The 15039-nt window shown below is 72.2% G+C and carries 12 protein-coding genes; 8 read left to right on the top strand and 4 right to left on the bottom strand.

The annotated features are described in order from the left end of the window. The first annotated feature begins 146 nt into the window (after positions 1–146). On the top strand, positions 147–617 hold the full coding sequence (locus IE242_RS32880; RefSeq protein ID WP_189865931.1) for a DUF6099 family protein: 471 nt from the start codon (positions 147–149) through the stop codon (positions 615–617). Between the two features lie 75 nt (positions 618–692). Here the strand turns inward: IE242_RS32880 and IE242_RS32885 are convergent, their stop codons facing one another. After that, a complete protein-coding gene (locus tag IE242_RS32885) occupies positions 693–953 on the bottom strand; it encodes a hypothetical protein (RefSeq protein WP_189865972.1) in 261 nt (86 codons plus the stop codon). A gap of 245 nt (positions 954–1198) precedes the next feature. On the opposite strand from IE242_RS32885, the gene IE242_RS32890 reads away from it, so the two are divergent. The 5 genes from IE242_RS32890 (at position 1199) to argF (ending at position 8912) form a co-directional block, all read left to right on the top strand. Continuing rightward, complete coding sequence (locus IE242_RS32890) at positions 1199–2122, top strand: LLM class F420-dependent oxidoreductase (protein ID WP_189865933.1); 924 nt, start codon at positions 1199–1201, stop codon at positions 2120–2122. Between the two features lie 164 nt (positions 2123–2286). Next, on the top strand, positions 2287–3777 hold the full coding sequence (locus tag IE242_RS32895; RefSeq protein ID WP_189865935.1) for a 3' terminal RNA ribose 2'-O-methyltransferase Hen1: 1491 nt from the start codon (positions 2287–2289) through the stop codon (positions 3775–3777). Continuing rightward, the gene (locus IE242_RS32900) at positions 3774–6350 is read left to right on the top strand and encodes a polynucleotide kinase-phosphatase (RefSeq protein WP_189865937.1); all 2577 of its coding nucleotides are present in this window, start codon (positions 3774–3776) and stop codon (positions 6348–6350) included. The genes IE242_RS32895 and IE242_RS32900 overlap by 4 nt, the downstream gene beginning before the upstream one ends. 199 nt (positions 6351–6549) lie before the next feature. Continuing rightward, on the top strand, positions 6550–7776 hold the full coding sequence (locus IE242_RS32905; protein ID WP_189865939.1) for an arginine deiminase: 1227 nt from the start codon (positions 6550–6552) through the stop codon (positions 7774–7776). A 125-nt stretch (positions 7777–7901) separates the two neighbouring features. Beyond that, entirely contained in the window at positions 7902–8912 is a 1011-nt protein-coding gene (argF, locus tag IE242_RS32910) for an ornithine carbamoyltransferase (RefSeq protein WP_189865941.1), read from the top strand. On the opposite strand, the gene IE242_RS32915 is transcribed toward argF, so the two are convergent. Together IE242_RS32915 and IE242_RS32920 are read right to left on the bottom strand one after the other, a co-directional pair. Further along, a complete protein-coding gene (locus IE242_RS32915) occupies positions 8909–9862 on the bottom strand; it encodes a C45 family autoproteolytic acyltransferase/hydrolase (protein WP_189865943.1) in 954 nt (317 codons plus the stop codon). The two genes, argF and IE242_RS32915, sit on opposite strands and share 4 nt — an antisense overlap. Before the next feature lie 113 nt (positions 9863–9975). Then, positions 9976–10440, bottom strand: a complete 465-nt coding sequence (locus IE242_RS32920; protein WP_189865945.1) for an ATP-binding protein — start codon at positions 10438–10440, stop codon at positions 9976–9978. A gap of 273 nt (positions 10441–10713) precedes the next feature. Between IE242_RS32920 and IE242_RS32925 the strand changes: the two genes are divergently transcribed. Both IE242_RS32925 and IE242_RS32930 read left to right on the top strand, forming a co-directional pair. Then, positions 10714–11541, top strand: coding sequence for an enoyl-CoA hydratase family protein (locus IE242_RS32925; RefSeq protein ID WP_189865946.1), 828 nt, complete (start codon positions 10714–10716; stop codon positions 11539–11541). Then, a complete protein-coding gene (locus IE242_RS32930) occupies positions 11526–13844 on the top strand; it encodes a bifunctional salicylyl-CoA 5-hydroxylase/oxidoreductase (RefSeq protein WP_189865948.1) in 2319 nt (772 codons plus the stop codon). The genes IE242_RS32925 and IE242_RS32930 overlap by 16 nt, the downstream gene beginning before the upstream one ends. A gap of 26 nt (positions 13845–13870) precedes the next feature. On the opposite strand, the gene IE242_RS32935 is transcribed toward IE242_RS32930, so the two are convergent. Further along, the coding region (locus tag IE242_RS32935) for a sulfate adenylyltransferase subunit 1 (protein WP_189865950.1) at positions 13871–15039 on the bottom strand (1169 nt) is incomplete at its 5' end.

The raw sequence follows: 15039 nt of genomic DNA on the forward strand, positions 1-15039 counted from the left end.
AGTCACGAAGTTGTCCGCACCCAACTTGTTGTCCACAGATTTCGGTCTTCCTCTGGCTTTTCGTCCCACCTGCCTTCACTCTGGGTAGTGGTAGCGGAGTTCGGGCGGACGTGCGAAAAAGCGCGTCGGACAGACGGGGACAGCGCATGGACGCGGTGCGGCTCATCGTGGCGAGCAGGCGTGCCCTGGCGGGAAGCGGAGAACAGCGCGACGTCATGACGGAGGCCTGGCAGGCCCAGGCCCTGGCCCAGGCGATAGGCAGCCGTCTGGCGGTGTCGGGCCCGCCCGAACTGCGGGGCGAGGCCCTGGGGCTGACCGAGCTGTCGGGCAGAGGATGCGGTGTTCTCGACACTCCGCAGCTCCCGGTCGAGGCCCTGCGTGCCGCCCAGCTCACCGAGTTGGGCGACGCGCGCCAGGCCCTCCTCTGTCTCGGCGGACTCCTCGGCGAGGTCGGCATAGCGCTCGTCGGCATAGCCTGCGCGGCCGCCGACGAGGCCATGTACTGGCAGTGCATGGAGGCCATCGACGCGGCCGACGAGTCCCGGGACCGGGTGCTGGAGATGCTGCGCCGCCTCGCGGCCCGGGACCAGGCGCTCCCGGAGCGGGAGGCCGGGTGACGGCCGCTCCCACGGAGAACGCCCGGCCGTTCGGCCGGGCGCTGTGCCTGGTGGGGCGAGGGGAAGTGGGGTGACTCACGAGGAGTCGGCCCGGTCTGCCGTGATGTCTGCCGTGATGTCCGCCGAAGTGCCCGCCGCGACGCCTGTCGGAGCCCCCGCCGTGATGTCCGCCGATGCGTCCGACAGGGCGGGCCGGGAGCCCGAGAGATCCGCGTCGAGCCGGGACAGGTCGGCGGTGAGGGCCGCCATCAGCTCCTCCATCTGCTGCAGCAGCCCCTTGGGCTGCGCCGGCGCGGTCTGTTCCGGCACGGCTTCGGCTTCGGCTTCCTGGGACATCACGGCCTCCTGTGGGCCTTCGGCCCCGGAGAAGGGGCCCGTGAGCAAACGTCCCGGCAGAGCGGCCGCCGGCGACGGGTGCCGGGCGGTCCGGCTCCGCCCACGCAAACGACGGCCGTTCGGCCGGGTCACTGGCCCCGGAGGGAGCCCGGCGCCGTATTGACGTGATTTCACCCGACCGGGGTGGAGGCGACACCGTGGGACCGATGCGGTTGACCCGCCTCCGAGCGTGCAGGATGGGAGGCATGGATCTTCGCATCTTCACCGAGCCCCAGCAGGGGGCGAGCTACGACACTCTTCTCACCGTCGCCAAGGCGACCGAGGATCTCGAATTCGACGCTTTTTTCCGTTCTGACCACTATATGAAGATGGGCTCGGTGGACGGCCTCCCCGGCCCCACCGACGCCTGGATCACGCTCGCCGGCCTCGCCCGCGAGACCAAGCGCATCCGGCTCGGCACGCTGATGACCGCCGGCACCTTCCGGCTGCCCGGCGTCCTCGCCATCCAGGTCGCCCAGGTCGACCAGATGTCCGGCGGCCGGGTCGAGCTCGGTCTGGGCGCGGGCTGGTTCGAGGAGGAGCACAAGGCGTACGGCATCCCCTTCCCCAAGGAGAAGTTCGCCCGCCTCGAGGAACAGCTGGAGGTCGTCACGGGCCTGTGGAGCACGAAGCTCGGCGAGACCTTCGACTTCCACGGCACCTACTACGACCTCACGGACTCGCCCGCGCTGCCCAAGCCCGCCCAGGAGAAGATCCCGGTGCTGATCGGCGGCCACGGCGCGACCCGTACCCCGCGGCTGGCCGCGAAGTACGCCGACGAGTTCAACATCCCGTTCGCCTCGATCGAGGACAGTGAGCGGCAGTTCGGCCGGGTGCGGGCCGCCGCGCAGGAGGCCGGCCGCGGGGCCGACGCGCTGACGTACTCCAACGCGCTGGTCGTCTGCGTGGGCAAGGACGACGCGGAGGTCGCCCGCCGGGCCGCCGCCATCGGCCGCGAGGTCGAGGAGCTCAAGGCCAACGGCCTGGCCGGCTCCCCGGCCGAGGTCGTCGACAAGATCGGCCGCTACGCCGCGATCGGCTCGCAGCGGATCTACCTCCAGATGCTGGACCTGCACGACCTCGACCACCTGGAGCTGATCTCCGCCCAGGTCCAGTCGCAGCTGTCGTAGTCGCCAGGACAGCGGACGCAGCCAGAGGCGATAAACGAAGGCGCCGGTCAGCCACGCTGTGCAACAGTGAGGGCGTCGTCCTGAAGGCCCCCAGGATCACCACCCCTGGGGGCCTTCACGCGTACGGCACCGCAGTCGACCGTCCAGCCGGAGAGGCCCTCCGCATGTTCCTGACCATCAGTACCACCGGCACGCCCGGACGCCCCGCGACCGACCTCGGGTTCCTGCTGCACAAGCATCCCGACAAAACGCAGGCGTTCCCCACCTCCTACGGCACGGCGCACGTCCTCTACCCCGAGGCGGACGCCGAACGCTGCACGGCGGCGCTGCTGCTGGAGGTGGACGCGGTGGCACTGGTCCGCAGGGGGAAGGGCAAGGGCCGCGGCGGCGCCCCCGACGCGGCGCTCGCCCAGTACGTCAACGACCGCCCGTACGCTGCCTCCTCCCTGCTCGCCGTCGCGCTGAGCAGCGTCTTCTCCAGTGCGATGCGCGGTGTCTGCAAGGCGCTGCCCGAGCGCGCCGGGCAGCCGCTGCCGCTGCGCATCGAGGTGCCCGCGCTGCCCGCGCGCGGCGGCCCGGACCTCGTACGGCGGCTGTTCGAGCCGCTCGGATGGACGGTCACCGCCGAGCCCGTGCCGCTGGACGTCCGCTTCCCGGAGTGGGGCGACTCCCGTTACGTACGGCTGGTCCTGGAGGGGGAGACGCTCACCCTCGCCGCCGCCCTGCGCCACCTCTACGTCCTGCTCCCGGTCCTCGACGACGCCAAGCACTACTGGGTCGCCTCCGACGAGGTCGACAAGCTGCTGCGCGCCGGTGAGGGCTGGCTGCCCGCGCACCCGGAGCAGCAGCTGATCACCAGCCGCTATCTGTCCCGCCGCTGGTCGCTGACCCGGGAGGCGAGGGAGCGGCTGGAGCTGGTGCGGCTGGCCGAGACCGACGACAGCGAGGTCGAGGAGATCGACAACGCGGTCGAGGCGGACACCGGTGACGGCGAGGCCGAGGAGAAGCCCGCCCCGCTGGCCGAGCAGCGGCGTGCCGCCATCATGACCGTGCTCCGGGAGTCCGCCGCCGCACGGGTGCTCGACCTCGGCTGCGGGCAGGGACAGTTGGTGCAGGCCCTGCTGAAGGAGCCGCGGTTCACCGAGATCGTCGGCGTGGACGTGTCGGTGCGCGCGCTGGCCATCGCCTCCCGGCGGCTGAAGCTGGACCGCATGGGCGAGCGGCAGGCGGCCCGCGTGCGGCTCTTCCAGGGCTCGCTCGCGTACACCGACAGCCGGCTCAAGGGGTACGACGCCGCGGTGCTGAGCGAGGTCGTCGAGCACGTCGACCTGCCCCGGCTGCCCGCCCTGGAGTACGCGGTGTTCGGTTCGGCCCGTCCCCGCACCGTCGTCGTCACCACGCCGAACGTGGAGTACAACGTCCGCTGGGAGACCCTCCCCGCCGGGCACGTCCGGCACGGCGACCACCGCTTCGAGTGGACGCGCGAGGAGTTCCGCGCCTGGGCGGGCGCGGTGGGCGAACGGCACGGCTATGACGTGGAGTTCCGGCCGGTCGGCCCGGACGACCTCGAGGTCGGGCCGCCCACCCAGATGGCCGTGTTCCGGAAGAAGGACGACGTGAACGACGTGAAGGACAAGGAGGCGAAGGCGGCATGAGCAACGAGACAGCGAAGACCCTGAAGCAGGGGCGGGCCCTCCCCGTCACCGACCTCTCCCTGGTCGTCCTCGTCGGCGCCTCCGGCTCGGGCAAGTCCACCTTCGCCCGCCGCCACTTCAGGCCCACCGAGGTCATCTCCTCCGACTTCTGCCGCGGGCTCGTCTCCGACGACGAGAACGACCAGAGCGCGACCAAGGACGCCTTCGACGTCCTGCACTACATAGCGGGCAAGCGGCTCGCCGCCGGCCGCCGCACCGTCGTCGACGCCACCAGCGTGCAGCCCGACGCCCGCCGCCAGCTGATCGACCTGGCGAAGCGGCACGACGTGCTGCCGATAGCCATCGTGCTCGACGTGCCCGAGGAGGTGTGCGCCGAGCGCAACGCCGCCCGCGCCGACCGCGCGGACATGCCACGCCGCGTCGTCCAGCGCCACACCCGCGAACTCCGCCGCTCCCTGAGGCACCTGGAGCGGGAGGGCTTCCGCAAGGTGCACGTACTGCGCGGCGTGGAGGAGGTCGAGAATGCCACCGTCGTCACCGAGAAGCGGTTCAACGACCTCACCCACCTCACCGGACCCTTCGACATCATCGGCGACGTCCACGGCTGCTCCGCCGAACTGGAGGCGCTCCTCGGCAAGCTGGGCTACGTCGACGGCGTCCACCCCGAGGGCCGTACGGCCGTCTTCGTCGGCGACCTGGTGGACCGCGGCCCGGACACCCCGGGCGTGCTCCGCCGGGTGATGGCGATGGTGCGGTCGGGCGACGCGCTGTGCGTGCCCGGCAACCACGAGAACAAGTACGGCCGCCACCTCAAGGGCCGCAAGGTGCAGCACACCCACGGCCTCGCCGAGACGATCGAGCAGATGGAGGGCGAGAGCGAGGAGTTCCGCGCCGAGGTGCGGGAGTTCATCGACGGGCTGGTCAGCCACTACGTCCTCGACGGCGGCCGGCTGGTGGTCTGCCACGCCGGTCTGCCGGAGAAGTACCACGGGCGGACCTCGGGCCGGGTGCGCTCGCACGCGCTGTACGGCGACACGACCGGGGAGACGGACGAGTTCGGGCTGCCGGTGCGCTACCCGTGGGCGGAGGAGTACCGGGGCCGGGCGGCGGTCGTCTACGGCCACACCCCGGTTCCGCAGGCCACCTGGCTGAACAACACGATCTGCCTGGACACGGGCGCCGTCTTCGGCGGGAGCCTCACCGCGCTGCGCTGGCCGGAGCGGGAACTGGTCGACGTACCGGCCGAGCGGGTCTGGTACGAGCCGGCGAAGCCCCTGGCCACCGAGGCGCCCGGCGGCCACGAGGGGCGCCCGCTCGACCTCGCCGACGTGCACGGCCGCCGGATCGTCGAGACCCGGCACAGCGGACGGATCTCGGTCCGGGAGGAGAACGCGGCGGCGGCCCTGGAGGTCATGAGCCGTTTCGCGGTGGACCCGCGGCTGCTGCCGTACCTGCCGCCGACCATGGCCCCGACCGCCACCTCGCGCGTCGACGGCTACCTCGAGCACCCGGCCGAGGCGTTCGCGCAGTACCGGGAGGACGGCGTCGCCCGGGTCGTGTGCGAGGAGAAGCACATGGGCTCGCGGGCGGTGGCGCTGGTCTGCCGGGACGCGGAGACGGCGCGCAGGCGGTTCGGCGTCGGGACCGGCGGCGACGTCGGCGAAGGGCCGACCGGGTCCCTCTACACCCGTACCGGCCGCCCCTTCTTCGACGACCGGAGCGTCACGGAGGAGATCCTCGGCCGGATCCGGGAGGCCGTCGCCGCCGCCGGGCTCTGGGACGAGCTGGCGACCGACTGGCTGCTGCTCGACGCCGAGCTGATGCCGTGGTCGCTGAAGGCGTCCGGGCTGCTGCGCACGCAGTACGCGGCGGTCGGGGCGGCCTCCGGCGCGGCGTTCCCGGGCGCGCTGGCCGCGCTGGAGGGCACGGCGGCGCGTGGCGTGGACGTGGGCGGACTGCTGGCGCGGCAGCGCGAGCGGGCGGCCGACGCGGCCGCGTTCACGGAGGCGTACCGGCGGTACTGCTGGCCGACGGACGGACTGGAGGGCGTACGCCTGGCCCCCTTCCAGATCCTCGCCGTCCAGGGCCGCAGCCTGGCCGGGCTGCCGCACGACGAGCAGCTGGCCCTGATCGACCGCATGGTCGAGCACGACGGGTCCGGACTGCTGCAGACGACACGACGGCTGTACGTCGACACCGGGGACGCGGAGTCGGTACGGGCGGGCGTCGACTGGTGGCTGGAGATGACCGGCCGCGGAGGCGAGGGCATGGTGGTCAAGCCGGTCGGGGCCGTCGTCCGCGACGAACAGGGGCGTCTGGTCCAGCCCGGCATCAAGTGCCGCGGCCGGGAGTACCTGCGGATCATCTACGGCCCGGAGTACACCCGCCCGGACAACCTGGCCCGGCTGCGCGGCCGCTTCCTGAACCACAAGCGGTCGCTGGCCATCAGGGAGTACGCCCTGGGTCTGGAGGCACTGGACCGGCTGGCCGAGGGCGAGCCGCTGTGGCGGGTGCACGAGGCGGTGTTCGGCGTGCTGGCGCTGGAGTCGGAGCCGGTGGACCCGCGGCTGTGAGGCAGGCGGCGACGGCCCGGTGTTCCGCACCGGGCCGTCGCCGGTCCGTGTGTCGTCCTGGTCCGTATGTCGTCCTGGTCCGTATGTCGTCCTGGTCCCTGTGTCGTCCCGGCCCGCGTGTCGCCCCGGCCGGTGCGGCGCCCCGGCCGATCAGGGCAACCGGAGGTGATTACGCGCTCGAACTGGTCAGGATGGAGACATGGGATTCCACGTCGACTCCGAAGCCGGGCGGCTGCGCCGGGTCATCCTGCACCGGCCCGATCTCGAGCTCAAAAGGCTCACCCCCAGCAACAAGCACGCCCTCCTCTTCGACGACGTGCTGTGGGTGCGCCGGGCGCGCCTGGAGCACGACGGGCTCGCGGACGTGCTGCGCGACCGCGGGGTGACCGTCCACCTCTTCGGTGACCTGCTCACCGACGTCCTGAGGATCCCGGCCGCGAAGGAACTGATCCTGGACCGGGTCTTCGACGAGAAGGAGTACGGGCCGCTCGCCACCGACCACCTGAGGGCGGCCTTCGAGGCCCTGCCCACGGGCGAGCTCGCCGAGGCCCTCGTCGGCGGGATGACCAAGCGGGAGTTCCTGGAGGCCCACGCCGAGCCGACCTCGGTGCGCTTCCACGTCATGGACCTCGACGACTTCCTGCTCGGGCCGCTGCCCAACCACCTGTTCACCCGCGACACCTCCGCCTGGATATACGACGGGGTCTCGATCAACGCCATGCGCTGGCCGGCGCGGCAGCGCGAGACCGTCCACTTCGAGGCGATCTACCGGCACCACCCGCTGTTCCGGGACGAGTCCTTCCACGTCTGGTCGGAGGGGCTGGCCGACTACCCGTCCACCATCGAGGGCGGTGACGTGCTGGTCATCGGCAACGGCGCCGTGCTCATCGGCATGAGCGAGCGGACCACGCCGCAGGCGGTGGAGATGCTCGCGCACAAGCTGTTCGCGGCGGGCTCGGCGCGCACCATCGTGGCGCTGGACATGCCGAAGCGGCGCGCGTTCATGCACCTCGACACGGTGATGACGATGATCGACGGCGATACGTTCACCCAGTACGCGGGGCTCGGCATGCTCCGCTCGTACACCATCGAACCGGGCGCCGGCGACGAGGAGCTCAAGGTCACCGACCATCCGCCGGAGCACATGCACCGTGCGATCGCCGCCGCGCTCGGGCTGACCGAGATCCGGGTCCTGACCGCCACGCAGGACGTGCACGCGGCGGAGCGGGAGCAGTGGGACGACGGCTGCAACGTCCTCGCGGTCGAACCGGGCGTCGTGATCGCCTACGAGCGGAACTCCACGACCAACACGCATCTGCGCAAGCAGGGCATCGAGGTGATCGAGATCCCGGGGAGCGAGCTGGGGCGGGGGCGGGGCGGGCCGCGGTGCATGAGCTGTCCGGTGGAGAGGGACGCCGTGAGCTGAGCCGGCTGAGCGAAAGACCCTGGTGCTGCGGGCCGGGGCCTTGCATATAAATGTTAGAGGTCGTATAGACTTCCAGTTCGTTCATTCATCGTCCCACCCCGCCCCCGCGTATTCAGGAGCGCCCCATGGCGACAGTCCCGACCGCCCTCGCCGGCCGCCACTTCCTCAAGGAGCTGGACTTCACCGAGGAGGAGTTCCGCGGCCTGATCGAGCTGGCCGCCGAGCTCAAGGCCGCCAAGAAGGCCGGGACCGAGACCCCGTACCTGCGCGGCCGGAACATCGCGCTGATCTTCGAGAAGACCTCGACCCGTACGCGGTGCGCCTTCGAGGTCGCCGCCGCCGACCAGGGCGCCTCGACGACCTACCTCGACCCGTCCGGCTCGCAGATCGGCCACAAGGAGTCCGTGAAGGACACCGCACGGGTGCTCGGCCGGATGTTCGACGCCATCGAGTACCGGGGGGACAGCCAGGGACACGTCGAGGAGCTCGCCGCGTACGCGGGCGTGCCCGTCTACAACGGCCTCACCGACGACTGGCACCCCACCCAGATGCTCGCCGACGTGCTCACCATGACCGAGCACTGCCCCAAGCCGCTGACGGAGACCGCCTTCGCGTACCTCGGCGACGCGCGCTTCAACATGGGCAACTCCTACCTGGTCACCGGTGCGCTCCTCGGCATGGACGTACGGATCGTCGCCCCCGAGGCCTACTGGCCCGCCGAGGACGTCGTCACCCACGCCCGCAAGCTCGCCGAGACCAGCGGCGCCCGCATCACCCTCACCGAGGACGTGGCCGAGGGCGTCCGCGACACCGACTTCGTCGCCACCGACGTGTGGGTCTCCATGGGCGAGCCCAAGGAGGTCTGGGCCGAGCGGATCGCCGCCCTCTCCCCGTACGCCGTGACCATGGACGTGCTGCGGGCCACCGGCAACCCGGACGTGAAGTTCCTGCACTGCCTGCCGGCCTTCCATGACCTCGGCACCAAGGTCGGCCGCGAGATCCACGAGACGTACGGCCTGGACTCGCTGGAGGTCACGGACGAGGTCTTCGAGTCGCCGCACTCCGTGGTCTTCGACGAGGCGGAGAACCGCCTGCACACGATCAAGGCGGTCCTGGTGGCGACGCTGGGCCGCTAGCCGGACCCGTCGGCCTGTCCGACGGTCACGGTGCGGGATCCCGGAGTGAAGGCGTCGAAGGACTGTTCCCAGGACACGGCGGGCCAGTGGTACGTCACACGGCCCTCGGAGGGCCGGTAATGGGCGGTGTAGACGGTTCCCAACCACTCGTCGTACGCGTACTGATACAGCGGTGGCTTCAGCATCGCCGCCACGTCCGTGCCCATCGCGCGTACGGTCCTCAACCGCTCCTGGGTACGGGAGAACCGTTCCTGCTCGTCGGGCACCGGCAGGTGCTGGTGGTTGGCGGCGCAGGCGTCCGGTGCCTCGGTCAGCGGGATGTCCGGCCCCACGAACACCGTCACCGCCCGGTCGGAGTCGACGAGGGTGACGTTCTGCGGGATCGCGATCGGCAGGGATCTGAGCCTGCCGATCGCCTCGTCGACGGTGTCGCAGGTCTCCAGCAGGTAGCGCAGCACGAGGGGAACCGCGAAGCCGGTGCCGTGGACGTATCGCCCGCCGAAGGTGAGCGAGATCGCGAGCCCGGCGTCGTTCATCCCGTCCAGCAGGCCCCAGCCCGCCTCCTGCATACCGATCACCGGGCGGAGGAAGTGCGAGGAGGCGATGGTGCTCTCGCACGCGTCGGGGTGGTAGTCGTAGTTGCGCAGCAAGGTGCCGTCGCGGCCGATCTGGGTGCAGCCCGAGAAGAACGGCCGCAGCGCCGTGAGGGTGAGGAAGGTGTCCCCTCCGGGCCGGTCCAGCTGACCGGCGAGCCGGTCCAGCACCGGAACCAGCTCCGGCATGTGCGTCTCGAACAGCTCCCGCGCGCGGTCCGCGCCCTCCGGGGTCCGGCCCTCCTCGGTCAGCCATCCCTCCGCGACCGGCCACAGGGGCTGTGCGTGGGCGGCCCAGCGTCCGTCGCCGCCGTCACCGACCTCGATGGCGCGGAAGGTCATCTGCTGCCGGCTCATGGCTGCTGCTCCTTTACGACGGACGTCGGGTGGGATGTCGGCAACCTAGCGACATCTCGAGGTGGTGCACCAGAGCGGCGGAGCGGAAGAGCAGGGGAGCGGCAGAGCACCCGCTAACGGTTCCGGTGCGCGTCCTCCCGCCGCCGTACCGGCGCCACCGGCAGCCGGAACCACACCGCCTTGCCCGACGGGGTGGGCCGGTGGCCGCAGGACGAGCTGAGGGCGCGGATGAGGAGCAGGCCGCGCCCGTGCTCCTCCCAGGGGTCGGGCTCCTCGGTGACCGGCTGGGTGAGGTCGCCGGGCGGGGCCGGGTCCGGGTCGTGGACCTCGACCCGGCAGCCGGTCGGCAGCAGCTCCACGACCAGCTCTATCGGCGCGCGGCCCGCCGTGTGCTCCACGGCGTTGGCGACGAGCTCGGCGGTCAGCAGCTCCGCCGTGTCGCTGTCGGCCGCGGGCTGCCGCTCGGTCAGCGCCGTGCGGACCAGCGCCCGGGCGACGGGCACGGCCGCGGTCGTGTGCGGCAGCGCGATGCGCCAGGAGGCGGGTGTCGGGGGTTCGTGCAAGGCGGGTCCGTTCATCAGCAGGCTGTCCTGCTTTCAACTTCAGGAATGGTACGGGTCGGCTCACCTCTACCGACGCACGGCCCCGGGCCAGCGCGCCCGCCGTTACGGGGCTGTCGCGCAGGCGTGACCGTGTGACGGGCGCCGGCCGCACCGGAGCAGGGTTGTCGCGGCCTCATGACGACAGTCACAGACGGGTGATAGCTTCATGAGGTAGCCCGGCAGGCACGGCATCCGGCAGGCACGGCAACTGCCCCGTGGCCTGTCCCGTGTCGGAGGAGGCCACCCCTCATGAGTCCCTTCACCGGCTCCGCCGCCCGCACCTCCGACTGGCGCCATCTGCGGTGCGCCGTCGCCGACGGCGTCGCCACGGTCACCCTCGCCCGCCCCGGGAAACTCAACGCGCTCACCTTCGGCGCCTACGCCGACCTGCGCGACCTGCTCGCCGAGCTGTCCCGGGAGCGGACCGTGCGCGCCCTGGTGCTGGCCGGGGAGGGGCGCGGCTTCTGCTCCGGCGGCGACGTCGACGAGATCATCGGCGCCACCCTCGCCATGGACACCGCGTCGCTCCTCGACTTCAACCGGATGACCGGCCAGGTCGTCCGCGCGATCCGGGAGTGCCCGTTCCCGGTGGTCGCCGCCGTGCACGGAGTGGCCGCGGGCGCGGGCGCGGTCCTGGCGCTGGCCGCCGACTTCCGGGTCGCCGATCCCAGCGCCCGGTTCGCCTTCCTCTTCACCCGGGTCGGCCTGTCCGGCGGCGACATGGGCGCCGCCTATCTGCTGCCCCGGGTCGTCGGCCTCGGGCACGCCACCCGGCTGCTCATGCTCGGCGAGTCGGTGCGCGCCGCCGAGGCCGAGCGGATCGGGCTGATCAGCCTGCTGACGGACGAGGACAGCGCCGACGAGGCCGCGCACGAACTGGCCCGCCGGCTGGCCGAGGGCCCGGCACTGGCGTACGCCCAGACGAAGGCCCTGCTCACCGCCGAACTGGACATGCCGCTCGCCGCCGCCGTGGAACTCGACGCCGCGACCCAGGCACTCCTCATGAACGGGGAGGACTACGCCGAGTTCCACGCCGCGTTCAGCGAGAAGCGGGCGCCCAAGTGGCAGGGGCGGTGACCGGGGTGGCCACGCGGCAGTCCCCGCCTCGGCCTCTCCACGTCGCCGTCGTCGGCGGCGGCCCCGGCGGCCTCTACGCCGCCGCCCTGCTCAAGCGGCTCGACCCCGCCCGGCGGATCACCGTCTGGGAACGCAACGCCCCGGACGACACCTTCGGCTTCGGCGTCGTGCTGTCCGACGAGACGCTCGGCGGCATCGAGCACGCCGACCCGGTCGTGTACGCGGCGCTGAGCGGCGAGTTCGTGCGCTGGGACGACATCGACATCGTGCACCGGGGCGTGCGCCACACCTGCGGCGGCCACGGCTTCGCCGCGCTCGGCCGGCGGCGGCTGCTGGAGATCCTCCATGAACGGTGCCGTGCGCTCGGCGTGGACCTGCGGTTCCGTACCCAGGCACCGCACCCGTCGCTGCTCGCCCGAACCCACGACCTCGTCATCGCGGCCGACGGCGTGCACAGCACCACCCGCGAGACGTACGCGCGCGAGTTCCGCCCCACCGTCGAGGACCACCGCTGCCGCTACCTCTGGCTCGCCGCCGACTTCGCCTTCGACGCCTTCCGGTTCGAGATCGCCGAGACGGAACACGGCGTGACGCAGCTCCACGGCTACCCGTACGCGACCGACGCCTCCACGGTCGTCGTCGAGATGCGCGACGAGGTGTGGCGGGCGGCCGGCTTCGCGGACATGGACGTACGGGAGTCGGCCGACCGGTGCGCGAAGATTTTCACGGACGCCCTCGGCGGACGGCCGCTGAGGGCCGGTACGTCCACGTGGACCACCTTCCGCACCGTCGTCAACGCGCACTGGTCCCACGGCAACGTCGTTCTGCTCGGCGACGCCGCCCACACCGCGCACTTCTCCATCGGCTCCGGCACCAAGCTCGCCGTCGAGGACGCTCTCGCCCTCGCCGCCTGCCTGGAGGAACACCCCACCGTCGCCGAGGCGCTCACCGCGTACGAGGAGGAGCGGCGCCCCGTCGTCGCCTCCACCCAGCGCGCGGCCCGGGCCAGCCTGGAGTGGTTCGAGGAGCTGCGGCTCCATCTGGACCAGCCCTCCCGCCGGTTCGCCTTCAACCTCCTCACCCGCAGCCGTCGCGTCACCCACGACAACCTGCGGCTGCGCGACGCCCGGTTCACCGCGGCCGTGGAGCGCGAGTTCGGCTGCCCGCCCGGCACGCCCCCGATGTTCACGCCGTTCCGGCTGCGCGGACTGACCCTGCGCAACCGCGTCGTCGTCTCGCCCATGGACATGTACGCGGCGGTGGACGGCGTCCCCGGCGACTTCCATCTCGTCCACCTGGGCGCGCGGGCCCTCGGCGGCGCCGGACTGGTCATGACCGAGATGGTGTGCGTCAGCCCGCAGGGCCGGATCACCCCGGGCTGCGCCGGACTGTGGTCGCACCGGCAGGCTGAGGCATGGCGCCGCGTCGTGACGTTCGCGCACCGGCACGCACCGGGCACCGCGATCGGCGTCCAGCTCGGCCACTCCGGCCGCAAGGGCTCCACCAAGCTGATGTGGGAGGGCATGGACGAGCCCCTGGACGACGGCAACTGGCCGCTCGTGGCCGCGTCCCCGCTCCCGTACACCCCGCGCAGCCAGACCCCCCGCGAGCTCACCCGCGCCCAGCTGACCGACCTGCGCGAGGAGTTCACGGCGGCCGCGTGGCGCGCCGCGCGCTGCGGCTTCGACCTCCTCGAACTCCACTGCGCCCACGGCTATCTGCTCTCCGGCTTCCTCTCCCCGCTCACCAACCGGCGCACCGACCGGTACGGCGGCTCCCTGGAGCGCCGGCTCCGCTTCCCGCTGGAGGTGTTCGACGCGGTGCGCTCGGTGTGGCCGGAGGAGAGGCCCATGACCGTCCGTATCTCCGCCACCGACTGGGCCGACGGCGGCACCACCGCCGAGGACGCCGTGGAGATCGCCCGCGCCTTCGCCGCGCACGGCGCCGACGCGATCGACGTGTCCACCGGCCAGGTCGTCGCCGGCGAACGCCCCGCGTACGGGCGCTCGTACCAGACCCCCTTCGCGGACCGCATCCGCCACGAGGCGGGCGTCCCGGTGATCGCCGTCGGCGCGATCTCCTCCTGGGACGACGTCAACTCCCTGATCCTCGCCGGTCGCACGGACCTGTGCGCGCTCGCCCGCCCGCACCTGTACGACCCGCACTGGACCCTGCACGCGGCGGCCGAGCAGGGTTACGAGGGACCGGGCGTGGTCTGGCCCGCGCCCTACCGGGCCGGCAGCCGCCGCCCCCGCACCGGACGCACGGACGCCCCCAGGCCCCGCCTGACGCTCGGGGGCTGAGGGCGCCGTGCACAGTACCGCGCGGTCTACGGCAGCTCGGCCATGCCCGCCGTCAGCGTGGCGCCGTCCGCCGGGTCGACGAGGAGGAACGCGCCCGTGCGGCGTACGTGCGCGTAGTCGTCGAGCGCCAGCGGCTCGGCGGTGCGCAGGGTGATCCGGCCCAGGTCGTTCGCGGACAGCTCCGCCGCACCGACGGTCCCGTCAAGGTTCTTGACGATCGCCTGCACGGTCCGCGTGGTGTGCCGGACGAGCACCCGGTCACCGACCTTCAGCGGACGCTCGGCCAGATGGCACACGGCGGCCCGGACGTCCTGCGTCAGCGCGGGTACATCGGCCCCGGCGGTGATCATGTCGCCGCGCGACACGTCCCGCTGGTCGGCCAGGCGCAGGCTGACCGACTGCGGCGCGTACGCCGCCGAGGCCGGCTCGCCCAGTACGTCGATGCCGGCGATCCGGGACGTCTCGCCCGAGGGATGGATCGACACCCGGTCGCCCACCCGCAGCACGCCCGACACCAGCTGGCCCGCGTAGTGCCGGTCCTCGCCGTGCCGGATCACGTACTGCACCGGGAAGCGTGCCGGGGCGTCCAGGGGCTCGGCGCCGACGGGCACCGTCTCCAGGTGCTCCAGCAGCGCCGGGCCCGCGTACCAGGACATGTGAGCCGAGCGCTCGACGACGTTGTCGCCCGCGAGCGCGGACACCGGGACGGGGGTGAAGCCGGGCAGCCCCAGCTTCGCGGCGTGACCGGCGAAGTCCTCGACGATCCGGTCGAACTCCTCCTCCGCGTAGCCGACGAGGTCCATCTTGTTGACGGCGAGGACGATGTGGGGGACGCGGAGGAGGGCGGCGATGGCGGCGTGGCGGCGGGTCTGTTCGACGACGCCGTTGCGGGCGTCGACGAGGATGACCGTGAGCTCGGCGGTGGAGGCGCCGGTGACCATGTTGCGGGTGTACTGCACGTGGCCGGGGGTGTCGGCCAGGATGAAGCGGCGGCGGGGCGTGGCGAAGTAGCGGTAGGCCACGTCGATGGTGATGCCCTGCTCGCGTTCGGCGCGCAGGCCGTCGGTGAGGAGGGCCAGGTCGGGGCCTTCCTGGCCGCGGCCGGCGGAGGCGCGTTCCACGGCCTCCAACTGGTCGGCGAGGACCGACTTGGAGTCGTGGAGCAGGCGGCCGACGAGGGTGGACTTGCCGTCGT

It is taken from the genome of Streptomyces poonensis (assembly GCF_014650915.1).
Lineage (GTDB): Bacteria > Actinomycetota > Actinomycetes > Streptomycetales > Streptomycetaceae > Streptomyces > Streptomyces poonensis.